The organism is Bradyrhizobium tunisiense (assembly GCF_042263385.1).
GTDB lineage: Bacteria > Pseudomonadota > Alphaproteobacteria > Rhizobiales > Xanthobacteraceae > Bradyrhizobium > Bradyrhizobium tunisiense.
This window is the reverse complement of sequence record NZ_JBHLEV010000009.1, coordinates 58,066-81,449: the sequence shown is the minus strand read 5'-3', so window position 1 is coordinate 81,449 and position 23,384 is coordinate 58,066. Positions and strand designations below refer to the sequence as shown.

Sequence of the window (23,384 nt, the reverse complement as noted above, 5' to 3'; positions counted from 1 at the left end):
GTGCTTGGCCCGGGCGGGCAAGCCGCTTGACATTAAGTCGTATGTGATCACAATACGAGATCAAATTTATCGGGGTTCGTTTCTCTCACGGGCACTTGCCCGCAGAGACCAGAAGAGGAGGGACTTATGCCAAAACTGCACCAAGTTTTTGGGGTTCTTGCGGTCGCGATCGCCGCCTCGTTCTGGACAACGACAGCGTCCGCCCTGGACACCGTGAACGTCCGGTTTAGCTGGAAGCTAAAGGGCGAGTATGGCTTCCTCTATCTGGGTAAAGAGAGAGGCCTCTACCAAAAGAAGGGAATCGATATCGTTCTCGGAGAAGGCGCGGGTGCACAAGCAGCTCTCGGAGGTCTTGTACGCGGCAACGAAGATGTCGTGGTCGTTCCGGCCATATTTGCCATCTCGGCAATCGGAAAAGGAATGCCGGTCAAACTCGCGGCGATTTATCAGGAGCGAGCGCCCTTCGCCCTCATTTCTTGGCCCGACAAGGCCGTGACAACACCCGCGCAGATGGAAGGCAAGTCACTTGCGATCTCCGTCGGAGACCCTGCCACGACCTATCTGGACGTCTTCTGCGCGATCAACAAAATCAACTGCGACAAGATCAGCAAGGTTCAAGTCGATCCGCAGGTAAAATTTCCCCAATTCATGCAAAGGCGCGTCGATCTCATCAGCGTTTATACCAACGTTGATCTGCCCCTTATCGAAGAGCGAAGTGGCACAAAATTTCCTGTGTTGGACATGCCGAAGTTCGGCCTTGGCGTACCTGGGCTTGCCGTCGTGGTGAGCGACAAGGGAATCGCCGAAAAATCTGAACCGCTCAGGCGTTTCCTCGCCGCGACCGAGGAGGCAATCGAGTTGACCAAATCAGAGCCGGGGGCAGCGACGGCGGCGCTGAAAAGCGCTTGGAGTGCGGCTCCCTCGGACGAGCTGATCAAAGCGCAGATCGTTGCAACTTCAGCCACTCTGAATTTCGAGAAGGGCCGGCCAGCCGGCTGGATCAACGACAAAACGATATCGGACGCGTTGAAATTGATGTCCGCAACCGAGAGTATCGACCCGAACAAGCCGGTTACAGACTTCTACACCAACGATCTACTGAAGAAATAGCTCACGCCAAGTTGGTGGCGACGGTCGATATACAGCTATTCAAACTTCTGTTGCGGTCCCGCCGTCTCTTCGAGCCGATCGGCATGGCGTGGCTGTCGTGGACGAGGTGAAGCGCTGTGGATCGTCGTGGATTTCGTCCTTGGATGGGTCTACCCAGGTCCGCCTTCACCTACGGAGGTGCATGGTCGGGTGCCGGAGAAGAGCAAATGTTTTGCTCGCTCAGGCCGTGCGAGCGTCAGTGTCCTCAAGGCAGGCGCGAATGATCGTGCGGTATGCCACATCGACTGCGAACTCCTGAACGCATGGGCTCTCAGCTCTGCCAGCGCGGGAAGAATGGTTACATGTTCGGATCTCTTCGCATCTCCACCAAGCTCTTGATCGTCGTCTTGTTGTCAATTCTCGGGATGGTCGGCACCGCCGGCATCGGCCTATCGACCCTGAAGGATACCCTGCTCGCGGATAGAAAGGCGAAGGTGAGGGAGCTAGTCCTGCTCGCTCGCACCGCGATCGAAGCCGACTACCAAGCCGGGCGCAAAACCGGCCTGTCAGAACTGGAGGCGCGTGAACGATCGAGAGCGCTGCTTCGCATGCTGCGCTACGACAAGGACAACGCCTTCTACGCCGCGACCAAAGAAGGCATCCTCGAAGTGCATCCCAAGCAGGCTGTCGAGGGCAAAGATATGACGCAAACGAAAGATGCAAACGGCGTCTACTTCTTTCGTGATGCGGTCGCAGCCGCTGCACGCGGCGGCGGTTTCGTGACTTTCAGCTTCCCGCGCCCCGGCGGCAGCGAGCCGGTGCAGACCCTGACTTATGCCACTGAAGTTCCAATATATGGGTGGGTTCTGACCAGCGCCCTTTATATCGACGATATCGATCAAATTTTCTGGACAGAAGCGCGCCGCCTGGGAGGGATCGTCTTCTTCATCCTCTTGCTCGTGGCCGGAGTATCTCTCCTGATCAGCCGGAACGTTGCCAATCCTATCGCGGCGATGACGACGGCGATGCTCAAGCTCTCGAGCGGGGGAACCGAGGTGACAATTCCCGCTCAGGACAGAAAAGACGAAATTGGCGCAATGGCCAGATCCGTCCAGGTTTTCAAGGAGAGCATGACCGAGACCATTGGTTTGCGTCACGCTCAGGATGAGTTGAGGCAGCAGAGCGAAGCTGAGAAGAGGCAGTTCATCACCAAGATGGCTGATGAATTCGAAAGCGAGGTCAGGAGATCGCTCGATACGCTCGCCAAGGCTGCGCGCGAAATGCATATCACGTCGCAGCGCATGTCGACGTCATCGGAGGAGGCGACCGAACAGGCGACCACGGTCGCGGCAGCCGCAGAGCAAACCTCCGCCAATGTGCAGACAGTCGCTGCCGCAACGGAGCAGCTTTCCGCTTCCGTTCATGAGATCGGGCGCCAGGTGGATCAATCGACCACGATTGCTTCAAAGGCCATGGATGAAGCCAAACGCACGAATGAGGTTGTGCATGGGCTGTCGTCCGCGGCCCAGAAGATCGGGGATGTCGTGAAATTGATCACCAATATTGCCGGTCAGACTGATCTTCTGGCTCTCAACGCAACGATTGAGGCCGCGCGTGCTGGAGACGCTGGTAGCGGCTTCGCAGTGGTGGCCAACGAGGTAAAGTCGCTCGCAGGCCAAACAGCCAAGGCAACTGAGGCAATCTCCGCGCAGATAGAAGCCATGCAAGTCGCGACCACGGAGGCCGTCGAGGCCATCGAGGGTATCGGTAACACGATCGTCTCGATCAACGAGATCACGGTGGCGATCGCCGCGGCCATTCAGCAGCAGGGCCTCGCGACCGGTCAGATCGCGCGCAACATACAGGAAGCGGCACGCGGCACCAACCAGGTCTCGGATAACATCGTTCGCGTCAATCGAATGGCAGGCGAAACCGGCGCCGCGGCGCAACTCGTGTCCCGTTCGGCCGAAGAACTCAGTAAGCAGTCTGCAGGCCTGCTTGTCGACGTTGAACGCCTCGTTGCCGACATTCGCGGCGCATAGGCTGCTGCCAAGGCAGCGGGCGGCGATTTGTCCGCGGTACCTCGGGTGTACTATCGGTCAGGTCGATAGTTGGGCTCCAGGAAACCGATTTCCGCGCTGTTCTGGAATTGAATAACATCCAGCCCTTAGGTGGTGATTGCAGCGATGGTGGGCCAGTCGCTCATGGCATGCGTCGGATTGGAACGATGGTCGATTCAGAACATACGATGGAAGCAAGGATTCGCAGGGTCCATTACGTTGCTTGCGATATAGTGAGCATCGAGCTCGAATCCGCAACGTCAAATGAACTCCCGCCTGCTTCTGCCGGATCGCATGTTGATGTCCATGTCTCCGACAAGATCGTTCGGCAGTATTCTGTTTGCAATGACCCCTCACAGTCAGGCTATTACAGACTTGCAATACTCAACGACCCGGGCTCGAGAGGGGGATCCAGGGCGATCCACGAGACCTTCCGCGAGGGAATGATCGTTGAGATAGGACGGCCGCGCAACAATTTCGGGCTTGTTGAGGATGGCGGGCGCGCGATCCTCCTCGCAGGGGGAATCGGAATCACTCCGCTGCTCTCGATGGCCTATCGGCTTCAGTCGATCGGCAATGATTTCGACTTCCACCTGTGTGTTCGGACCCGGGATCGTGCGCCCTTCGTCGATGAAATCTCGGCCTCGCCGTTCGCTGGGCGATTTCGACTCCACGTTGACGACGGGCCGGCGGAGCAGCGATTTCAGCCAGAGCTGGATCTCAACGGAGTATGCTCCAGCACGAGCATCTACATCTGTGGACCGAGAGGTTTCATAGACTTTGCCGTCTCCGCTGCGAGAAGGGCTGGCTGCCTCGAGGAGAGGATTCACACCGAAAGCTTCTCCGCCGGCGACGTGAAGGGCGGGGCGTCGTTCACGGTTGTGGCCTCTCGAAGCGGCCAACGACTTGTTGTGCCCGGCGACAAATCGATCGCATCGGTCCTCGAGGAGAATGGAATTAGCGTCGAACTTTCCTGCGAACAAGGAATATGTGGAACGTGCCTTACGAGAGTCCTCGCGGGACGACCTGAGCACAGGGATTCCTTTCAGACCGACGCCGAGAAGCAAATGAACGACAGGATCGCAATTTGTTGTTCTCGATCTTTGTCCGAGGAACTGATTCTCGACGTCTAGCCGGGTCCGGATCGCGCGTTCGAGTCAATCCGCCTGCGCCATCGTGGCCTTGGATGACCGGCCGATCTGGCAGCCGCGCATGGCGTATTGGCGCTGATATGGAGGTGTCAGATCAACTGTAACAGACGCCCGCATGGCCCGCCCTTGCCACAGTCAGCTAGTTCTTGCGCTGCGCGACGCAAAAAAAAAGCCGCCGATCTGATGCGGCGGCCAAGTCAGGGAGGGGCAGACGCCCGGTCTGCCAGCGGAAACGATCGACCTTGCTTGCTGAGCAGCTTGAGAGACTCGTCGCCCGCCGTCTGGCGATCAGGTGCCAAATGCTACGCCGTTACGACTGTTCGGCTTTGAGCTGAGCCTCCACGATCCGCCGTGCCCTGACCGCCGGGCCGTCGGTCTGTAGAAGAACTGGCTTGAGCGACATCAAATCCTGGGTGTTCACCATGCGCTGCTGAGCCTCGATGACCGGCTTGTCTTCATCATCGAAGAGAGCCACGCCGGCCTTTAGCAATTCCTGGCTGAGGTCATCTTCATCCTGGCGGAAATCGCGCGACATAGCCCAGAAGTAATGTGTCGACGTTTCTGTCTCCGGAGTGAGCAGGTGAGACGTTGGAATTGAAAGGCCTTCTTCTACCGGCCTGTTGACGCCCGTCATGCCGACGTCAAGCAGAAGGAGCGACGGAGCGTTCCACCGCATGAAGTTGCGATGGTCGCCCCGCTGATCCGTTGGAAATCCCAGCATCTGAAAATACTTGTTGGGCAGTTGATTAGGACGCGAGAATTTTGCCCAGACTTCATTGGGTTGCGGTTCCTTTTCGGCCTCGAATTTGGGTGGCCCCTCCGCATTCTTGAACATCGGGTGAAGGTACTGCCCATGGCTCAGATCCAGCAGATTGTCAGAAACCAGCTGATAATTCGCCTGGACGTGGAGGTAGCTGCTGACCGTGCGAAACTTCGGGTTGGTTAAAACACTGAAGTCCGCGATCAGCGACTCGTCGGCCTTGCTTGCGTCTCCCAGCCAAACCCACGCGACGTCATGTTTCTCCACGACCTTGTAGCTCTTAACTTTGGCTGCCCTCGGGATCGCGCCATCGCCATGTGGATTGAGGGTACATGCGCCGCTCGGATCGAAGCACAGTCCGTGATAGCCGCACTCGACGATGTCGCCTTTGAGCTTCCCGAGGTGAAGCGGGACAAAGCGATGTGGGCACCGATCAGTAAGAGCGGCGACATCGCCGGCTTCCTTGCGGTAGAAGACAATGCTCTCGTTGGCGATGGTTCGTGACAGCAAGCTGCGTGTGATTTCATGCGACCATGCTGCGGCGTACCAAGTGTTCTGGATGAATGACATTGGCTCCTCTTTGCTCCGTTCTGTCGGACGGCTGTCGGAGGAAACTCTCACCATTAGAGCAGTTTTAAAAATCGGCATTTTCAATGCCAACTATCGGGATCTCCGATAGTTCACCGATTGAGCGGCCCTTCACGATGCCAAGGAGGGGGGATCGAGATGCGCCAATGAGCTCTGCGTCCTCGTTAATGCTGAGGCGCGTGGTCCCGCCGCTCTACCGGCTCTCGTCCACTTCATAGACGTGTCGTTCGAACCGATCCACCAGCGTGTGCATCACCCGGCGTGCTTGGCTAAACGCCTCTGAGCCGGCTCGCGCTGCCATATCCGCCTCGTATGCTGCCCGCGTGGCAAATCTACACTCCCACCTCACGTCGGGCCCATTTCCCTCACGCAGGACAAGGATTTCGCCAGGCTCCAGGCCGAGCTCGCGCCGGATGCTGGTTGCCTGGCGGCGCTGTTGGAGCACCGCCGGCGCCTGACCTTGCTTGGCAAAGTAGTTTGTTGCTTCGACGATCGTCAATTTTTCCTCCTCTGACAAGCGGGCTGTCGGCGCCCACGCCATGCGCAATGCCGGCGCTGGGACACTTGACCGCCCGTCGTCATGATCATAAAGTGTGATCACGATAGATGATCTTGGTTTCGATCTTAGCAAGCTGAGTGCGAAACCCAAACGAAATAAGGCAGGCCATTTGCCCACGATCAAATCCGTCGAAACATTGATTGTCCAACTGCCGACGCGGCGAGAGCACAAATGGGCAGGTCTGACTGAGGTGATCGGTCGATACGTCATCGTCAAGATGACCGACAGCGACGGTCGCGTCGGTTGGGGCGAAGCGCCGGCGCTCAAGGACTGGGGTGGTGAGTTCGGTCGGTATTTCGGCGAATCCGCTCTGATCACGCGAGTCGTGATCAACACCTATCTGGCTCCCGCGATTGTCGGTGTCGAGCTCGGGAACATCGCCGAACTGCACGCGCGAATGGACGCAGTCATCAGGGGCTACCCCTATTCCAAGGCTGCCGTCGAGTTCGCCGCCTATGACCTTGCCGGTCGTTGGCTCGATGTTCCCGTCAGTACCCTGCTCGGCGGCAAAGCGCGCGATCGTGTGCCCGTTACCCATTCGATCGGCTTGATCTCGATCGACGAGGCCCGCGTTGAGGTCGCAAAGCTCGTCCAGGAGGGGGTGCGAACCATCAAGGTGAAGATCGGGGTCGATCCGGATCGAGACGTTGCGATGGTCGATGCCGTTCGCGAGGTCGCCGGCAATGCCGTCGAAATCTGCGTGGACGCCAACGAAGGCTACAAGACGCCCGGCGAGGCCGTTCAAGTCGTTCGTCGGATGGAGAAGAATCGACTGAAATATGTCGAGCAGCCCGTCATGGGCATCGAGCGCATTGCCGAGGTTGGTCGCCGCATCGACGCACCCGTCATGGCCGACGAGTCGGCCTGGAACGCGCACGATTCGATCCAGATCGTTCGGTCCGGCGGCATCCAAATCGTGTCGATCTACACGACAAAGGCTGGTGGTCTTTACAAGGCCATGGAGGTCGGGGCGGTGTGCCGGGCCGCGGGCATCATCTGCAACGTCAACGGTTCGATCGAGACCGGCATCGGGAATCTCGCCAACGTCCAACTCGCCGCAGCCTCACCCTCCGTGACCCTGTCTTGCGTCATTCCGATTTCGACGCCGGCGGAGTTCCAGCACGGTCAGGTTGCCGGCATCTACTACAAGGACGATCTGCTCGTCGAACCCATGAAGGTCGCAGATGGCGCAATCGTCGTGCCATCCGGACCGGGGATGGGTATCGAAGTCGACCGGAAGAAAATCGAAAAGTACCGCGTGCGGGATTAAGCGCGCAGCAAGAAGTTGAAAAAAGGGAGCAGTCATGCGGACGGAAATCGTCGCGAAACAAGTCAAGTCAATGTCTCAGCATGGGCTGGATGCCATCATCTGCTCTTCGCCTGAGAATTTCTCGTACACAGCGGGGTTCGTGGTCCCCTCGCAACCGCTCATCCGTCACCGCCACGCAATGACCATCGTGACCGCCGACGGCCGCACGGCATTGTTCGGCGTCGATATGGAGGCGTCGACGATCATGCGTCGCCAGCCGGACGTGCCCACGCGCATTTGGGCGGAGTTCTCCGACGATCCCATGCTTGTGCTCGCCGACCAGCTCGCGGGGCTCGGGCTTGCTCAGGCTCGCATTGGACTCGAAATGGACTACCTGCCGGCAGGTGATTTTGCCCGTCTGCTCGCGGCCATGCCGTCGGCGAAGTTCGAGCGCGCCGAGCCGATTCTGGCACGGCTTCGTCAAATCAAGACCTCGGAGGAGATTGCGCTTTTGCGCAAGCTTTCTCGTATTGCCGACCAGGCCATTACCGACACGCTCGCCGTGGTCGACGAGGGCAATTCCGAAATGGACATCGCCGGCCACCTGACCCGGAATGTCTATGCTCTTGGCGCCGATCACTTCAAGCTGATGATCGTGGCGACCGGCGAGCGTAGCGTCTTGCCAAACGTCGGCCCGTCGGAGCGCGTCTTGAAGCGTGGGGACGTCTGCCGGGTGGAGATCTTCTCCGTCATCGAGGGGTATCAGGCTGGCGTATGCCGTACGGCGATCGTCGGCGAGGCGCCGCCCATGGCCGAGAAGATCTGGGCGCATCTGGTCGAATGCAAATACGAAATCATGGAGAAAGTGAAGCCGGGCGCGAGCTGTCGCAACGTCTACGATGCGTTCATCGCGAAGCTCGCCAAGCTCGATCTGCCGCCGATCTCGTTCGTGGGCCACGGTATTGGCCTGCACCTGCACGAAGATCCTTACCTCGGAATGACGCCGGTGCTGGGCAAGCCGGGTACCGACGCGCCGCTCGAGGAGAACATGGTACTCGGTTTCGAGCCGCTTTGCTATGACACCGGACATGGCTTCGGCATGCAGAACAAGGATATGCTGCTGGTGACCGCCAACGGGTCGGAACTGCTTTCCGACTACGCTGACACCGACCGGTTGATTCCCGTGGGTACGGCCAAGAGAGGCGAGACCGTGCGCAGGGCCGCCGTCGCTTGACGGAGGCTCCGAGAGGGACGGGCTGCTTAACTTGGTTGAAGGCGCTCCAAATTGCCCGACGTAACGGCGCGGTGACCGGCGGGGCGGTCGTGATGGTAGAATATTGGGTGAAGAGGCATGCGCACGCTGATCAAGGACTTGAATTTCGCCTTCACGGTCGACAAGAACGACACGGTCGTGCGCAACGCCAGTCTCGTGGTCGAGAACGACCGCATCTCGGATATCGGTCCGGCCGATGAAGTGGCCGCGCGGCAAAAGAACGTCGGTTTCGACAAGGTGATCGACGGCAAGATGCTCGGCGTCTGCCCGGGCTTCGTTGACAGCCACGTTCATCTTTCGGAGACGCTGTCGCGGGCGGTCTTTCCGGACAATCTCAATACCCGCGCCTGGGTGTTCCACTGGGCCAAGCCATTTTACGCTCATATCACCGAAGAAGACGAATATTGGGGTGCGCTGCTGGGCATCACCGAGATGCTGCGTTGTGGCACCACCTGTTTTCTTGACATGGGCTCGCAATACGATCCCGGCATCGTCGTTCGCGCGATGGAAAAGGTCGGCATTCGCGGCATCACCGGGCGGCATGCGGCCGACAATCCCCCGCCCGAGCTCCCCCGCGGCTGGACCAAGGAGATGGTGGATCATCATTTCTTCCCGAATGCCGAGGCGGCCCTCAAGGTGCTCGAGGATTGTGTCGTCCGCTACAACGGCGCCCTCGACGGCCGTGCGCGTTGCTGGGTCAATATCGAAGGCAAGGAACCGTGCAGCCTCGAACTCCACGTTGGAGCGGTGAAATTGGCTGAGAGGTTGGGCGTCGGCACGACCTATCATCTCGCCACCTCGATCGAGGAGGCGAGGGTTTGCGAGAAAAAATACGGCAGCTGGCCGATCACCCGCATCGACCGGGCCGGAGGCATTCGCAAAAATTTGGTCATCGCACACGGTGCCGCCGTCTCGGACGAGGAGGTTGGCCTGCTTGCTGAACGGGGGGCCAGCGTCGCGTTCTGTCCGTGTTCGTCGTTCAAGCTAGGCAAAGGCGCGACCGCCATTGGCAAGTATCCGGAGATGGTGAAGGCCGGCGTTAAAGTCGGTCTTGGCACCGACGGCGTGTCGGCCGCCGGCAATATGAACCTGATGCGGCAAATGCTGCTCGTCGCCGGCATGTTCAAGGACGCTCGCCTGCAACCGGACATATTCACCGCCCGACAAGCACTGCGCGCCGCGACCATCGAAGGTGCGAAGGCGTTGATGTGGGACGACGACATCGGTTCGCTGGAGATCGGCAAGAAGGCTGATTTCATCCTCTTCGACCTGGACCACGTCGAATGGACGCCATTTCACGATCCATTGCAGGCTTTGGTATTCTCAGCATCGACAGCCTCGATCGCGCAGACCTGGGTTGATGGGAAGGCGTCATATGTCGACGGCAAGGTGCAGGGTGTTGATGAGGCGGAGATTCGGCGCAAAGCCAGGCAACTGGCTGCTGCGGCGGTCGAGCGCGCTGGTCTGCACGACGAAGCGGTCGAGACGACCACGACGCTTTACGACGTCGGCAATTGAAGAGCCGGCTCTAGGTGCGGAGGCGTAAGGCAGAAGAACCTATCACGTTCAACAGGCTGCATGGGAGAGATCGGCCGCCGTCGTGACGGTATTGGCCGGCGCCGAAGGAGCAACCCCCAGGAAACTCTCAGGCAAAAGTGACCATGTAGCTGAACGATCTGGAGAGTGGCACTTCGAGTGCCCACCGAAGGGGACCGCCGTACCGGCCGAGCCGTCGCGGTTAATCTCTCAGGTACAGCGACAGATTGGGGACAAGCCGCGGGCCTCGGCCCGCTTCCCAACTCTGATCGCGGAGAGTGAAATGCCACATGTTGTCGTCATCGGCGCCGGTATCACCGGCGTGACGACCGCCTACGCCCTTCTCAATCGCGGCTATTCCGTGACGGTGATCGAGCGTCAGCGCTACGCGGGCATGGAAACATCGTTCGCCAATGGCGGCCAACTTTCCGCAAGCAATGCGGAGGTCTGGAATAGCTGGTCGACCGTCTTCAAGGGAGTGAGGTGGATGTTGAGGCGCGATGCACCGCTCCTCATGAATCCAGCGCCGACCTGGCACAAATATTCCTGGCTTGGCGAATTCATCTTCAACATCAAGAACTATCGCGACAACACGGTTGAGACGACACGGCTCGCCATCGCCGCACGCAAGCATCTCTTCGCCATTGCCGAGCGCGAGGGCATCGACTTCGACCACGAGCGTCGCGGCATCCTTCACTTCTATCGGGATAAGCAGAGTTTCCAACACGCGCTGAAGGTCAATGCCATTCTCGTGGAGGGGGGCTTGGACCGTCGTCCAGTGACGGCCTCGGAGGTGAAGTCGATCGAGCCGACGCTGCACGGCGACTTCTTCGGAGGCTTCTATACCCCATCGGATTCAACCGGAGACATCCACAAGTTCGTTTGCGGTCTCGCCAAGGCATGCGAGAGACGTGGCGTGCGCTTCGTTTTTGACGCCACCGTGAGGGAGATCGCTCGGGACGAAATTCTCCGCATCCAGTATTCGCGTGACGAGCCTTCAGGCGGCGCTCGTGTCGATGAGATCGATGCCGACAGTGTCGTCATATGCGCCGGTTCCGCGAGCCGCGACCTCGCGGCGATGCTCGGCGACCGTCTCAACATCTACCCTGTAAAGGGCTATTCGATCACGGTGCACCTCGACGACGAGCGGAGTCAGAAAGCTGCGCCTTGGGTCAGCCTGCTCGATGATGGCGCCAAGATCGTTACCAGTCGATTGGGCGCTACGCGCTTTCGCGTCGCGGGAACGGCAGAGTTCAACGGCATGAACCGCGACATACGCCAAGATCGCATCAAGCCGCTGGTTGACTGGACGCGAGCCCTGTTCCCCTCTGTCGACACCAACCGCGTCGTGCCCTGGGCCGGTTTGCGTCCGATGATGCCGAACATGATGCCGCGTGTCGGTAGGGGCAGGATGCCGGGCGTTTTCTACAACACCGGTCACGGCCACCTGGGCTGGACCCTTTCGGCCGCAACAGCGGAGACGGTTGCCGAATGCCTTGCCGGCGAATTTGGGCCCAGCATCACGGAATGGCTCCGACTGGCAACGTAGCCCGTCTAACCGTCGAGTGGTTGCATGCGGCGTCCGCAATTCTCTCGCTTGACAATCACAACTGTGATCATAAGCTGTGATCAAAGTTGGCTCTCGGGTGGCGCGGATTGCGCTTCGATCTGCGGAGAAAAGAATGAAGGTTGCAGTACTCGGAGGAGGAGCGGGGGGCGCAGCCTCGGTCGCAGAATTGGTTCTCGCAGGCCACTCCGTTCATTTCTGGGCGCGTTCGGCCCAAACGCTTGAACCGCACATCAAGCTCGGCGGCGTAGCATTCGACGGCAAGCTCGGCGAAGGAGTTGCAAAGCCTACGCTGATTTCGACGGATCTCAAGTCGGCCATCTCCGGAGTCGACGTGGCGGTCGTGGTCCTGCCGACTTTCTCGCACTCGGCCATAGCCAACGCACTCGCCGCGGCCGGTTGGCCGTCGAACAAACCGGTCGTGCTGAACCCCGGCCACACCGGAGGGGCGCTGGAATTCGCCGAGGCCTATTCCCGCACCGGCCGGCCAGTGCCGCCGGTGGTTGAGTTCTCGACACTTACCTACGTCGCGCGCAAATATCGTCCTGACGGCGTCACCATTAGCGGTCGGGCGAAGCAACTGAAGGCCGCCGCTCTCAGGGGAGGAGCGGAGGCGCTGGAGGTTGCTGCGAAATTGTATCCGGGCGTCACGCCCGTTCGTGACGTTATCGCCTCCGACCTCTCCAACGTGAACATGGTCCTGCATCCCCCCGGGGCGGTGCTGGGAGCCGCGTGGGTCGAGGCGACCGGCGGCAACTTCACTTTCTATGTCGATGCCATGACGCCTGGGGTTGCCCGGGTCATGCGGCAATTGGACGACGAGCGCTTGGCGGTCGCCCGGGCATTCGGGCATGAATTGCCGAATTTGATTGAAGAGATGAAGCTGCTCGGCACGGTGGAGGCTGACGTGATTGACGTCACCGATTATCGCGCCGCAATCGCGGGCGGCGAGGCCAATCGCCGTATCAAGGGACCGGATTCGCTCGAGTATCGCTACTACAAGGAGGATTTCGGTCACGGCCTGCTACCCTTCCTGGAGTTCGCGCAGATCGCCGACGTCAACGTGCCCGTCGCGACATCGCTCTATCGCCTGGCGCAGGCTGCGGTCGGAACAGACTATCGGATCGGTGGCCGGACCGCAGAAGCAATGGGCATCACCGGCATGTCCAGGGATCAGCTCATTGAGAAGGTAAGGGCCCCATGAGTTGGCAGAATAAAGTCATCGCAATCGTAGCCGGCGACGCACGCGAACAGGAAATAGCTCGCTGCGCCGTGCGGGCTGGAGCCGCCGTTCGAGCCTACGGTTTCCCCTGGCCCGATGGGGGCATCGAAGGCGTCTATCATGCTGCAGATGCAGCTGACGCATTGAAGGGCGCCGACATAGCGCTGTTTCCGATTCCGGGCATCAGCGCGGAGGGTGCGCTTTTTGCGCCGAAGTGTCCGCAAAAGATCATTCCGACGCGCGAGATGTTGGCCGGCATGAGGCGGCCCGGCAACATCATACTCGGTTGGGCAGACGACAATCTAAAGGCCCATTGCAAGGCGCTTGGCATCGCGCTGCACGAGTACGAATGGGACGTCGACCTCATGCTATTGCGCGGGCCGGCGATCGTCGAGGGCGTATTGAAGGTGATCATCGAGAACACGCAGATCACCATCCACAAGTCCAACGTCTGCCTGGTTGGTCAAGGTACCATCGGCTCGCTTCTGACGAAGACGCTGGTCGGCCTCGGGGCTCATGTCCACGTCGCGGCGCGCAACCCGGTTCAGCGTGCAGCTGCCTATGCGACCGGTGCAGAGGCGCTGACACTCGAACAATTGTCTTCTGTCCTGCATCGTATGGACATCGTTATCGGCAGCGTTCCAAAGCGATTGCTCGAGCGCGACCAGCTGGCTTTGCTGCCCAAGCACGCGCTGCTGGTCGACGTCGCCGCGCCTCCCGGAACGATCGACCGCGACGCGGCCGCTGAACTTGGACTGAAGGCCGTCTGGGCGCGCGGCATGGGCGCGCGTGCACCGATCACCGTCGGCCGCAGCCAGTGGACCGGCATCAGCCGGCGCATCGAGGCAATACTGGAGCAAGGACAATGAAAGCGGATCTGGTCATTAAGAACGCGCGAGTGGTTCGCCACGACGGAGAATTCCACGGCGGCGTCGCGGTGAAGGACGGCAAGATCGTCCTGACCGGGGCTGACGAAGTCCTTCCCGACGCCAAGCGCACGATCGACGCCGAGGGCCGGGTGTTGATGCCGGGCCTGATCGACCCGCACTGCCATCTCGGCGTGAAATTTCCCTTTGCCGAGGATATGCGCACCGAGACAGCGGCTGCGGCCTCCGGCGGCGTGACGACCGCGCTTCTCTATATCCGCAATTTGAAGGAGTCCTATCTGCCGTTCTACGCCGAGCGCAAGGCGATCGGCGAGGAAAATTCGGTTATCGATTTCGGCTTTCATTTCGGGATCCAGCGTGAGGAACATATCGCCGAGATTCCGGAGGTCATCGCCAAGACCGGCGTCAAATCCTTCAAATGCTATTTCGGCTACGAGCCGGACAATCCGATCGGCATCGTGCCGGCTACGGACGGTTGGGTCTATGCCGCGATGCGTATCCTGTCGAAGGTTCCCGGCGGGGTGATCAACGTTCACTGCGAGAACACCCAGATCGCCTCCTGGATCAAAAAGGAGATCGCGGCCACCGGCCGTCAGGATCTCGGCGCATACACGGAATCCCGCCCGGCCTTCTGCGAGGTGGAAACCATCCGTCGCATGCTCTTCCTTGCCGAGAAGACCGGCTGTTCGCTTCATCTGGTCCACACCTCCGTCGGTATGGGTCCCGTGCTCGCTGCCGAGGCCCAGGCGCGTGGCGTGCGCGTGACGGTAGAGACCTGTCCCCACTATCTCACCCGCACGTGCTACGACGAAGATCTCGACATGCGTGCGAAGATATCGCCGCCGTTGCGCGACCGGAACGAACTCGAGGGTCTTTGGCACGGCGTCATGAATGGTTCGGTCTACAGCCTTGGGACCGACCATGTGCCGTTCCTGCCCAAGAAGCTGGAGGATCTTTGGACCGAATTCCCGGGTGTGGTGAGCTTTCCCTGGGAGCTGTCGCTGATGCTTCATTTCGGCGTCCATCAGCGCGGTTTGCCGTTGACCCGGCTTGTCGAGCTCAACTCTTTCAACCCTGCGCGACGCTTCGGGCTCTGGCCGCGCAAGGGCCACATCGATGTTGGTTTCGACGCCGATCTTGTGCTGGTCGATCTCGATGAGCAGCGCACGGTCAAGCACACCGGCAAGGGCACGTGCATCTATGAAGGATGGACGCTCAAGGGTTGGCCGGTGATGACGATTGCTCGCGGCGACGTCGTCTATGAAAACGGTTCCGTCGCCGACAGCCATTTTGGTCGCGGTCGATGCGTGACCCTGCCGTCATGAGTGGCACGGACCTCCATCGACTGGAGCTGGCGGGCCGAGAGTCGCTCTTGCCCGCTCAAATGTCGGTGAGCGAGGCGGTCGCCCGTATCGTGGCGCGGAAGGCCACGGTCCGCCAGGAACGACTGTCTGGTATCCACAATCCATGGGGACATGCGATCGGCTTGACCGATCCCTGGGCTTTTCTGGGCCTTTGCGAGAGCGAGGGTGTCGTCGATGCAGCGCGCGACATCCTGGGCTCCGACATCATCCTGTGGGACAGCGAGCTGTTCATGGAAGCGCGCGGTTATGCCGACTTCCTGCGCCAAGGGCGGGAAGGTCGCTATTGGCCGGTTACGCCATTCGCCGGAGCGATCGTCTTGATACCCGTTGGTCAAGCGGATCCGAAACCGAGGGCGATCGGTGTGAACGAGATCGGAAAGAATGTGCTCGAGATGTTCGATCCGTCGGAACCGATTTATGTCATCCGGCTGATGCCGGGCACTAGTCATTTCGATCGAGACCCGCAGCATTCCGCCCATCGCGCATGCATGGAGGAGCAGGTCTTGATCAACTATGCCAACCGTCCACTGTGGCTGCTCAGCGGTGTCGATCGGGCAAGGAACGATCTGGTTACGGGCTTCGCGGCTGTCGCGCCCACTTGGGCATCCGGCGCTCTGCCCACTTAAAAAGGAGGAGATTTCTAATGCCGTTTGTCGTCGTCGAAATGTGGGAAGGCCGCACAGTCGAACAGAAGCGCCGACTTGTAAAGGCCATCACCAAGGCAATGGTTGAGGAGGCCGCCTGCAAGCCTGATCATTTGCATGTGGTGATCCATGAAACCCCGAAGGACAGCTGGGGCCGCGCCGGCGTGCTCGGTATCGACATGGTGGAGGACAAGAAATGAGCCTTGAAGCCCTCGACTATCGCAAATCAGCCCTGCTGGTCATCGATCTCCAGAATGCCTTCATCCACGAGAAGGGCACGCTGGGCATTTCCGGAGTGGATACGAAGCGCCTGTCCTCAATCGTTTCGCCGCTGGCAAGGCTGATCAAGCGGTGCCAGGACGTCGACATTCCCGTCATCTGGACAATGCAGGAGCATTTTGCCGTCGACAGCAATCGCGCCAAAAAGAAGTTGCTCGGCCATACCGCCCGGCGCAAGCAGGTGTCCGCGCTCGCCGGTAGCTGGGACGAGGAGATCATCGACGAGCTCAAGCCGCTGGCCGAGTTCAATCCTTCCTTCGTGATCCGCAAGCACCGCTTCGGTGCGTTCTACGAAACTCGGCTCGAAATGATGCTGAAGATGCTGGGGACGCAGCACCTGTTCGTCACCGGGGCAACCACCAACGCCTGCGTCGAAACGAGCATCCGCGAAGCCTATCTCCGGGATTTCGATGTGATTGCCGTCGAGGATTGCGTATCGGGCGTCAATGCGGATTGGGAAGCAACCGCCAAGCAGGTCTGGAAGCAGTACTTTTGCGAGATAGCGCCGTCGTCGGAAGTTCTCGACTGGATCGCCGAGCAGGTGAAGCCGAGGGTTACCAACTACGGCCACCAGTTGATCATGGTCAATGACATCGATAGGTCGGTCGACTTCTATACCCGTCAACTGGGATTCACGGTCAGGCCGGCCAAGCCGCTGGCTGACGGACGGCCCTTCGTTGCTTTCCAGCAGGGCATAGCTCTCATCAACGGCAAGGCTGCTGACCATCGTCAGCTCGACCACATCGCCTTTGAGGTCAATGATGTGCGCGCGCTCGATGCCAAATTGAAAAAAGCCGGCGTGCACTACTACAATGAGCTGCATGATGGGCCCTATGGCTTGACGATCTACATCGCCGATCCGGACGGAACCAAGGTCGAGCTATATCAGGTTGGGGCAAACGCTTAATCCCAGGGCGGTGCTCCAGACAACGTTGTATGCGCCAGTCGGCAGGCCGAGCCAACCTTGGCGTGCTGATTCGCGGCATCACTGCTCCACGCTGCGGTTGCCGCCCGCTCTCAAATCTACTACTGATCACGGTATGAGATCACAGGATGCAGGCCATCCAAGTCTTGTCCTCAGGCATATCGGATGGCGCGTCGCGACGTCCTAAGAGAAAGAGAGTCGGGAGATGCGGACCGAGAAAGCGGAAGTTGCCGCAAACGGCAACGAAGAAGGCAAGCGGCAGCGGGGGCACATCTACGAACGTGTGCTGAGCTACATGCGTAGAGGACTTATGGTTGGGGCCTTTGTTCCGGGTCAGGTCATGAGCTTGCGCAAGCTGGCGGCGGGGCTCGGCACCAGCCCAATGCCGGTGCGCGAAGTGCTGAGCCAGCTCGTCGCGGCGAATGCATTGGAAGAGACCAAGGGGGGCTCGGTACGCGTGCCGAGGTTGAGCGCTGAGAAGCTGAGCGACATCTTTTCAGTGCGCGAACTGCTCGAAGGTACGGCAGCCGAGCTCGCCGCCAAGAAAGCTTCACCTGCGCTGATTAGCGGACTGACGTCCATCAACAAGCAGTTGCTTCAGGCGATCGCCAAGCGTGACATCCTGAACTGCCTTTCCTTCAACCAGAAATTCCATTTCACGCTCTACCAGGCGAGCGAATCCGAGACGCTCATGCTCCTGATCGAGTCGCTTTGGCTGCAGTTCGGGCCGACCATGTACATGTCCCTACTGATCCCCTCCATGCCTTGGAGTGCGTCTCATCACGAGGACATTCTGACGGACTTGAAGGAAGGCAACGCAGCCGCGGTCAAACGCGGAACCATCCGGGACATCCGTTCGACCTGCCGGGCCTTGCTCAGCATCGCCGGCTCGCAGGGGGCCGAGCTGCCCTTCGCGCAAGGAATGGAACTGCAATTCGACGACTGAGAACAGAGATCCGGAGTACCGCGCCATGGAAGCAAAGATCGATCACAAACTGGCTCAAATGGGAATTAACCTGCCCGCAACCGCGTCTCCAAGCGCCAACTACGTTCCCGCGCGCAGGCTGGGTAGCCAGATCTACATCTCCGGGCAGGTCCCTAGCGAGGGCGGAAAGGACAAGTACACCGGTAAGCTCGGCTCGGACTTCTCCGTGGAGGAAGGTCAAAAAGCTGCGCGTCTCTGTGCAATCAATATCCTTGCTCAGCTCAAGCAGGCACTGGACGGCAATCTCGACAGGGTGGTTGGGGTCATTCGGCTGGGTGGCTTTGTCAATGCTGAGCCGGACTTCAAAGATCATCCCAAGGTCATCAATGGGGCGTCTGACCTGATGGTGGAGGTGTTTGGCGAGGCAGGGCGCCACGCCCGCGCGGCGGTGGGCTGCAGTTCATTGCCGCGCAACGTTCCGGTCGAGGTCGACGCAATATTCGAGGTCAACTGAATCATGCAGCCTGCCGCTCCCTCCCTCGACGCGCGGATTCCGGTTCATGTGCTGACGGGGTTTCTCGGAAGCGGCAAGACAACGTTCCTTCGACACCTGCTCGGGGAGCCCGGTCTCGCCGAGACTGCGGTGATCATCAATGAATTCGGCGAAATAGGACTGGACCACCTGCTGGTGCGGGAGGTCGCGGAAGATGTGGTCCTGCTGTCGTCTGGGTGTTTGTGCTGCGCTGTGCGCGACGATCTCGTGTCAACCTTGGCCGAGCTTCTGGCGATGGCGCGCTGCGGCGCGGTGACGCCTTTCCGCCAGGTCGTGGTCGAGACCACCGGCCTCGCCGATCCTGCGCCTATCATACATGCGGTGATGAGCGCCTCCGAATTGCTGCATGGCTATCGAGCCGGCAGCATCATTACGACTGTGGACGGCGTCAGTGGCCTCAACAGCATTCGAAATTTCGCAGAAGCGGCGCAGCAGGTGGCGTTAGCGGATTGCGTTGTCATCACCAAGTCGGATCTTGTCGAGCGTTGGCAATTGGACACGCTTGAGCTCGATGTCGCCAAGGTCAACCCTTCAGTGCGCTCGCTGACCTCGAGCAAGCAGGCGATGCCCTCGGCCGCCGACGCCCTGGCCCATGGCGACGACTGGGAGTCACGTTATCTGCGAGTATCTGACAGGCCTGGGCGGGGAGTCCACAGCCACGGCATAAAGACCTTCACGGTCGAGGTGACGCGTGAAGTCGAATGGCCGGCCTTTGTCGATTGGCTGGAATTGTTGCTGGCTGCACGCGGTGAATCCATTCTCCGTGTAAAGGGGTTGTTGCCGGTCAGAGGCGACGAGCGACCGGTTGTCGTCCACGGTGTGCAACACGTCGTCTATCCGCCAGAATATCTGCCACGCTGGCCGGAAGGTTCGCCACGCGGCTGGCTGGTGTTCATCGCGCGCAACCTGACGCGCACCGCGATCGAAAATTCCCTGCCGAGTATCTTTGCCGCCAGGCACTGACGGTCGAAAGCGCAACCGCGCCGATACGATATCGATCGCAATCTTCTCCATCAACCTGCGAAGCCGAGCCGCTCATCGAAGGCACGGGCAATTCGTCGCCATGCTTTCCTGCTCATGTTTGCGGCGCAGAAATCACTCGAATGCATGAAAAATGGCCGGAGGCAGCCGATATTACACGCTTGACAATGTGAAACTGTGATCACATCATGAGATCAAATAAAAGTTGGTTTGGGAAGTGATGCCATCGCCCCGCAGGGACACGCCGCATGAGTCGTGATGTCCGGGTGGCGAAACCCAGCCCAAGATTGACGGGGATGAACGGGTGAATCTCGCAGCAGCAGTGTCGGCCCTGAGGGCGCGCCGGCGAGCCGGGTTCTTTCGACGAGATCGTCGGGCGGTCGTCAGATCCGCGCGACCTCTCCTTGATTGGTTCGTTGAGGAAGTCCGACTGTGCCTCGAGAGCGCGCTTGTCGGCGAAGTGTTCGTTGATGTGACAAGACCATCGAAGGCGTCGGTGGACGGTTCTGCCAAAACAACTGTAATCTTCTAACGCGGTGAGGCTACGGTGGCGAGTACGGATATTGTCAGTGCCGGCAAGGCACAGCGGAAGCAGGGCAAAAGCATGAGCGGCAAGAAACGCGCTCGCGGCAGCTCGCTAGAACGGTATTCGGCGCTCCTCGTAGCTGCAGCGCTGATCGGTGCTTGGCAAATTCTAGTGCCGCTGTCGGGTCTTTCAGAGTTTGTCCTGCCGACGCCGTCGGCCGTCGCCACCCGAATGATCAATGACGCGCCGCTGCTCGCCGCCCACCTCTATGTGACGCTGTTCGAGGTGATCGTCGGCTTTGGCGTGGGCGTGCTGGTCGGTGTCCCTCTGGCGTTATCGATCTTCTACTCCAAGCCCTTCGAGCGCGCCATCTATCCGATCCTCGTGGGTCTACAGACGGTACCCAAGGTGTCGCTGGCACCGATCTTGGTACTGTATCTCGGCTACGGTTGGGCACCGAAGATCGTGCTTGCCTTCTTGATCTCGTTTTTCCCGATCGTGATATCGACCGTCGTCGGCCTGCAGTCCCTCGACAAGAATCTCGTCAACCTGGTCCGCTCAATGGGCGCAAACGAGTGGCAGACCTTCTTCAAGCTGCGCTTGCCGGCGGCGCTGCCCAACATCTTCGGCGGCTTCAAGGTGGCCATATCTCTCGCCGTCATCGGTGCGGTCATCGGTGAGTACGTGGCAGCCGAACGGGGGCTTGGCTATCTGCAGCTTCAGGCAAATTCACTGTTCGATACCACGCTTAACTTCGCGACCGTAGTGACGATCTCACTGCTCGGCGTGATCCTTTACTACATCATCGATGTGGTCGAGGCGCGCGTTTCCTACAAGCGTGACGACGCCAAATGAAATGCCTTTAGGTGACGATTGATAACAACGATGCACAGTTACAGCGAGGCAGTACGATGAATGCCATCCAAACATCAGGTGCGGCAGTCGAAATTTCGCAGCTTTCGAAGGTCTACAAGACCCGCGAAGATGATGATGTCGTCGCCATCGAGCGGATAGACCTTCAGTTCGAGCCAGGCACCTTCGTCGCTGTGGTGGGGCCGAGCGGGTGCGGCAAGAGCACCTTGCTTTCAATGCTCGCGGGCCTTGTCTCCGTCTCGACCGGCAAGATCGCCATTGACGGGGACGCGATCAGCAAGCCGCATCCCAAGATCGGCGTCGTCTTTCAGTCGGATCTCCTGCTCTACTGGCGCACCGTGCTCGACAACATCTTGCTGCCGATCGAGATCAAGAAGCTCGATCTTTCAAAGTTCCGAATGCGTGCCGAGGAGCTACTTGAGCAAGTTGGCCTCAAGGGTTTCGGCAACAAGTTTCCATCGGAGCTCTCGGGCGGCATGCGTCAACGAGTGGCAATATGCCGCGCGCTGATCCAGGAGCCGGGCCTGCTGTTGATGGACGAGCCCTTCGGTGCGCTTGACGCGCTAACTCGCGAGCAGATGATCATGGACATGCAGTCTATGTGGCTGAGGGTTCAGAACACGGTTCTGTTTATCACGCACGGTATTGACGAAGCTGTATTCCTCGCCGATCGCGTGCTGGTCATGTCTCCGCGCCCCGGTCGAATCGATCTTGACCTAAAAATCGATATGCTCCGTCCCAGACAGTGGAGCAAGGTCCACGAGGACAAGGTCTATCATGGCTACGTGCGCCAGATCCGCGACATCTTTGAGGCTAAAGGCGTGCTCGTCGCCCACTGAGCAAGGATAGGCGCGTCAGTTTTCAAGCGAACCAGGCATGAGTGCCGCAGGATGATTTTCTGCGGGAGATGACTCGCGTCCCGACTCATGCGGGCGTGAGCCTATTCAGGGACTTCATGCGGAATTGGGTGCGGTCCGCATTGATGTGGCCGCCGCCATTTCCGAGGCCGCGTCGCATTCCGACTATCGCGTTGAGTATGCCCGACGGGCAGCTCGTTTTTGAAGAGGGGGACTAAACATGCTTTCTGCCAAACTTGTGAGTCGAACAATACTTGCGGTCAGTCTGATCGCTTGCGCATGTACTGCAAGAGCTGCGGATGAACTGGCACCAGCCAAGGCAAAGCCAAAACCCGTTGCGGACGCTCCGTTCTTCCTGGTGAATGACAACCGGCTCACCTACTCCTACCAGTTCACGGCCACGGATCCCGGTGCGTTTAGCACCCGGCCGGACGGGACCATCAACGGCAAGACCGCAAAACAGGTCTATTCATTCACCCATTTCGACATATGGGCTTACGGCACAAACTTCTTCAACGTTGATATGTTGAAATCCGATCACAACGATCCTGCCTCCCCTTGCTCGCCCGCTGGTGTTCTGCCATTTGGTCCCCAGGGAATTTGCGCTGGAGTGACGGAATTCTACGGCATCGAGCGGAGCACGTTCGGCTGGAATGAGATATTCAACACGAACGCCTTCAAGATCGGACCGCTGCGGAATATTTCGTTCGAGGTCGGCGTCGATCTCGGTACTGCAAATAGTTACTTTGCACCCACAACGAACAACGTCGTTGGCGGTCTGCAATTCGCCTTCGATCTTCCGTACAAGGGCTATATCAACGTGGCGCCCCTGGTTGTCGCAGGGCTCGCTAGCCACAAATCGTTTCTTCAGTGTGGCCTCTTCAGTCCAGGCTCTCCGGACGTGACCTGCCTCTTGGATGGCAACAGAAGGTTCCCACCCACTTGGAAGGTTGAAACCAATTACTACATGGATCTGGGATTCCTCCCCGAAAGCATCAGGTATTTCGCCATCAGCGGCCGTGTTTCCGTGACGGGAGCGAAGGGCGATATCAACACGCTCCCTGCGCTGTCCGGCGTTGGACGGTTCAGCAACGCCAGCAAGATCGAATTGAACAGCGAGCCGATCCGCTTGACGTTTGACGCCAGCAAAGCGTTTATGGGCCCTAAATACAGTCACTTCGTTGACGTCTGGGTTGCCTATCGCTACTGGCAGAACAAGTATGGCCTCGATGCGAATGCCACTCCCGGCACCTGCACCGTCGCGGCAACGGGCGTCAGCACCAACAGCTGCACGGAAAAATCAGCCAGCGCGGGTGTCTCAGTAAAATTCTAGTACCTGGTCTCATTCGCACAGCAAGATGGCGCGGCGCTCAATCACGCGGCGCCATCAAAGCTCCTGATTGAACCGACATGACCATTTCCGCCGGCTCACCACTGAAGATGCTGAGCTGCGTCAAATCACCAACGTCGTCACTAGTGAATCAATTCGGCCGGCGTTCGTAACGCTGCACGCCGC

21 protein-coding genes and 1 riboswitch are annotated in these 23,384 nt (G+C 59.3%); of the genes, 19 read left to right on the top strand and 2 right to left on the bottom strand.

Translation table 11 applies throughout. The features are described from left to right. The first annotated feature begins 126 nt into the window (after positions 1-126). From ACFDR6_RS29780 to ACFDR6_RS29770, 3 genes are all read left to right on the top strand, one after another. The gene (locus tag ACFDR6_RS29780) at positions 127-1,110 is read left to right on the top strand and encodes an ABC transporter substrate-binding protein (protein WP_375860473.1); all 984 of its coding nucleotides are present in this window, start codon (positions 127-129) and stop codon (positions 1,108-1,110) included. 341 nt (positions 1,111-1,451) lie between these two features. Further along, on the top strand, positions 1,452-3,131 hold the full coding sequence (locus tag ACFDR6_RS29775; protein ID WP_375860472.1) for a methyl-accepting chemotaxis protein: 1,680 nt from the start codon (positions 1,452-1,454) through the stop codon (positions 3,129-3,131). 185 nt (positions 3,132-3,316) lie between these two features. After that, on the top strand, positions 3,317-4,282 hold the full coding sequence (locus ACFDR6_RS29770) for a PDR/VanB family oxidoreductase (RefSeq protein WP_375860471.1): 966 nt from the start codon (positions 3,317-3,319) through the stop codon (positions 4,280-4,282). 328 nt (positions 4,283-4,610) lie between these two features. Here ACFDR6_RS29770 and ACFDR6_RS29765 read toward each other — a convergent pair whose 3' ends face one another. Beyond that, positions 4,611-5,630, bottom strand: a complete 1,020-nt coding sequence (locus ACFDR6_RS29765) for a Rieske 2Fe-2S domain-containing protein (RefSeq protein ID WP_375860470.1) — start codon at positions 5,628-5,630, stop codon at positions 4,611-4,613. A 211-nt stretch (positions 5,631-5,841) separates the two neighbouring features. Beyond that, positions 5,842-6,147 (bottom strand): hypothetical protein, encoded by a 306-nt coding sequence (locus ACFDR6_RS29760; protein WP_375860469.1) that lies wholly within the window; start codon positions 6,145-6,147, stop codon positions 5,842-5,844. A 169-nt stretch (positions 6,148-6,316) separates the two neighbouring features. Here ACFDR6_RS29760 and ACFDR6_RS29755 point away from each other — a divergent pair, with 169 nt between their 5' ends. The 16 genes from ACFDR6_RS29755 (at position 6,317) to ACFDR6_RS29680 (ending at position 23,201) form a co-directional block, all read left to right on the top strand. Continuing rightward, positions 6,317-7,477: a mandelate racemase/muconate lactonizing enzyme family protein gene (locus tag ACFDR6_RS29755; RefSeq protein ID WP_375860468.1), complete on the top strand. Its 1,161-nt coding sequence runs from the start codon at positions 6,317-6,319 to the stop codon at positions 7,475-7,477. 34 nt (positions 7,478-7,511) lie between these two features. Then, a complete protein-coding gene (locus tag ACFDR6_RS29750; protein WP_375860467.1) occupies positions 7,512-8,690 on the top strand; it encodes a M24 family metallopeptidase in 1,179 nt (392 codons plus the stop codon). Positions 8,691-8,807: 117 nt separating this feature from the next. Next, the gene (locus tag ACFDR6_RS29745) at positions 8,808-10,247 is read left to right on the top strand and encodes an amidohydrolase family protein (RefSeq protein ID WP_375860466.1); all 1,440 of its coding nucleotides are present in this window, start codon (positions 8,808-8,810) and stop codon (positions 10,245-10,247) included. A 51-nt stretch (positions 10,248-10,298) separates the two neighbouring features. Then, positions 10,299-10,401: riboswitch (glycine riboswitch) on the top strand. A 147-nt stretch (positions 10,402-10,548) separates the two neighbouring features. Beyond that, a complete protein-coding gene (locus tag ACFDR6_RS29740; protein ID WP_375860465.1) occupies positions 10,549-11,814 on the top strand; it encodes a D-amino acid dehydrogenase in 1,266 nt (421 codons plus the stop codon). Positions 11,815-11,947: 133 nt separating this feature from the next. Beyond that, positions 11,948-13,036 (top strand): NAD/NADP octopine/nopaline dehydrogenase family protein, encoded by a 1,089-nt coding sequence (locus ACFDR6_RS29735; RefSeq protein ID WP_375860464.1) that lies wholly within the window; start codon positions 11,948-11,950, stop codon positions 13,034-13,036. After that, a complete protein-coding gene (locus ACFDR6_RS29730) occupies positions 13,033-13,923 on the top strand; it encodes a dipicolinate synthase subunit DpsA (protein ID WP_375860463.1) in 891 nt (296 codons plus the stop codon). Before ACFDR6_RS29735 ends, ACFDR6_RS29730 begins: the two co-directional genes overlap by 4 nt. Next, on the top strand, positions 13,920-15,266 hold the full coding sequence (locus ACFDR6_RS29725) for a dihydroorotase (protein WP_375860461.1): 1,347 nt from the start codon (positions 13,920-13,922) through the stop codon (positions 15,264-15,266). Before ACFDR6_RS29730 ends, ACFDR6_RS29725 begins: the two co-directional genes overlap by 4 nt. After that, complete coding sequence (locus ACFDR6_RS29720) at positions 15,263-15,931, top strand: resolvase (RefSeq protein WP_375860460.1); 669 nt, start codon at positions 15,263-15,265, stop codon at positions 15,929-15,931. Before ACFDR6_RS29725 ends, ACFDR6_RS29720 begins: the two co-directional genes overlap by 4 nt. 17 nt (positions 15,932-15,948) lie before the next feature. Beyond that, positions 15,949-16,149 (top strand): 2-hydroxymuconate tautomerase, encoded by a 201-nt coding sequence (gene thmT / locus ACFDR6_RS29715; protein WP_375860459.1) that lies wholly within the window; start codon positions 15,949-15,951, stop codon positions 16,147-16,149. Next, positions 16,146-17,135: an isochorismatase family protein gene (locus ACFDR6_RS29710; protein ID WP_375860458.1), complete on the top strand. Its 990-nt coding sequence runs from the start codon at positions 16,146-16,148 to the stop codon at positions 17,133-17,135. Before thmT ends, ACFDR6_RS29710 begins: the two co-directional genes overlap by 4 nt. Before the next feature lie 223 nt (positions 17,136-17,358). After that, positions 17,359-18,099: a GntR family transcriptional regulator gene (locus tag ACFDR6_RS29705; protein ID WP_375860457.1), complete on the top strand. Its 741-nt coding sequence runs from the start codon at positions 17,359-17,361 to the stop codon at positions 18,097-18,099. A 25-nt stretch (positions 18,100-18,124) separates the two neighbouring features. Continuing rightward, positions 18,125-18,592 carry a RidA family protein gene (locus tag ACFDR6_RS29700; protein ID WP_375860456.1) on the top strand — a complete coding sequence of 156 codons (468 nt, stop codon included), beginning with the start codon at positions 18,125-18,127 and terminating at the stop codon, positions 18,590-18,592. 3 nt (positions 18,593-18,595) lie between these two features. Next, on the top strand, positions 18,596-19,594 hold the full coding sequence (locus ACFDR6_RS29695) for a CobW family GTP-binding protein (RefSeq protein WP_375860455.1): 999 nt from the start codon (positions 18,596-18,598) through the stop codon (positions 19,592-19,594). A gap of 565 nt (positions 19,595-20,159) precedes the next feature. Continuing rightward, positions 20,160-20,993: an ABC transporter permease gene (locus ACFDR6_RS29690; RefSeq protein ID WP_375860453.1), complete on the top strand. Its 834-nt coding sequence runs from the start codon at positions 20,160-20,162 to the stop codon at positions 20,991-20,993. 56 nt (positions 20,994-21,049) lie between these two features. Further along, positions 21,050-21,850, top strand: a complete 801-nt coding sequence (locus ACFDR6_RS29685; protein ID WP_027544493.1) for an ABC transporter ATP-binding protein — start codon at positions 21,050-21,052, stop codon at positions 21,848-21,850. 238 nt (positions 21,851-22,088) lie between these two features. Then, positions 22,089-23,201, top strand: coding sequence for a hypothetical protein (locus ACFDR6_RS29680; RefSeq protein WP_375860452.1), 1,113 nt, complete (start codon positions 22,089-22,091; stop codon positions 23,199-23,201). The last annotated feature ends 183 nt before the right edge of the window (positions 23,202-23,384 follow it).

Coding starts and splice junctions, on each gene's coding strand:
- ACFDR6_RS29780 (WP_375860473.1), top strand. CDS start 127: ATGCCAAAACTGCACCAAGTTTTTGGGGTTCTTGCGGTCGCGATCGCC.
- ACFDR6_RS29775 (WP_375860472.1), top strand. CDS start 1,452: ATGTTCGGATCTCTTCGCATCTCCACCAAGCTCTTGATCGTCGTCTTG.
- ACFDR6_RS29770 (WP_375860471.1), top strand. CDS start 3,317: ATGGTCGATTCAGAACATACGATGGAAGCAAGGATTCGCAGGGTCCAT.
- ACFDR6_RS29765 (WP_375860470.1), bottom strand. CDS start 5,630: ATGTCATTCATCCAGAACACTTGGTACGCCGCAGCATGGTCGCATGAA.
- ACFDR6_RS29750 (WP_375860467.1), top strand. CDS start 7,512: ATGCGGACGGAAATCGTCGCGAAACAAGTCAAGTCAATGTCTCAGCAT.
- ACFDR6_RS29745 (WP_375860466.1), top strand. CDS start 8,808: ATGCGCACGCTGATCAAGGACTTGAATTTCGCCTTCACGGTCGACAAG.
- ACFDR6_RS29740 (WP_375860465.1), top strand. CDS start 10,549: ATGCCACATGTTGTCGTCATCGGCGCCGGTATCACCGGCGTGACGACC.
- ACFDR6_RS29735 (WP_375860464.1), top strand. CDS start 11,948: ATGAAGGTTGCAGTACTCGGAGGAGGAGCGGGGGGCGCAGCCTCGGTC.
- ACFDR6_RS29730 (WP_375860463.1), top strand. CDS start 13,033: ATGAGTTGGCAGAATAAAGTCATCGCAATCGTAGCCGGCGACGCACGC.
- ACFDR6_RS29725 (WP_375860461.1), top strand. CDS start 13,920: ATGAAAGCGGATCTGGTCATTAAGAACGCGCGAGTGGTTCGCCACGAC.
- ACFDR6_RS29720 (WP_375860460.1), top strand. CDS start 15,263: ATGAGTGGCACGGACCTCCATCGACTGGAGCTGGCGGGCCGAGAGTCG.
- thmT (WP_375860459.1), top strand. CDS start 15,949: ATGCCGTTTGTCGTCGTCGAAATGTGGGAAGGCCGCACAGTCGAACAG.
- ACFDR6_RS29710 (WP_375860458.1), top strand. CDS start 16,146: ATGAGCCTTGAAGCCCTCGACTATCGCAAATCAGCCCTGCTGGTCATC.
- ACFDR6_RS29705 (WP_375860457.1), top strand. CDS start 17,359: ATGCGGACCGAGAAAGCGGAAGTTGCCGCAAACGGCAACGAAGAAGGC.
- ACFDR6_RS29700 (WP_375860456.1), top strand. CDS start 18,125: ATGGAAGCAAAGATCGATCACAAACTGGCTCAAATGGGAATTAACCTG.
- ACFDR6_RS29695 (WP_375860455.1), top strand. CDS start 18,596: ATGCAGCCTGCCGCTCCCTCCCTCGACGCGCGGATTCCGGTTCATGTG.
- ACFDR6_RS29685 (WP_027544493.1), top strand. CDS start 21,050: ATGAATGCCATCCAAACATCAGGTGCGGCAGTCGAAATTTCGCAGCTT.
- ACFDR6_RS29680 (WP_375860452.1), top strand. CDS start 22,089: ATGCTTTCTGCCAAACTTGTGAGTCGAACAATACTTGCGGTCAGTCTG.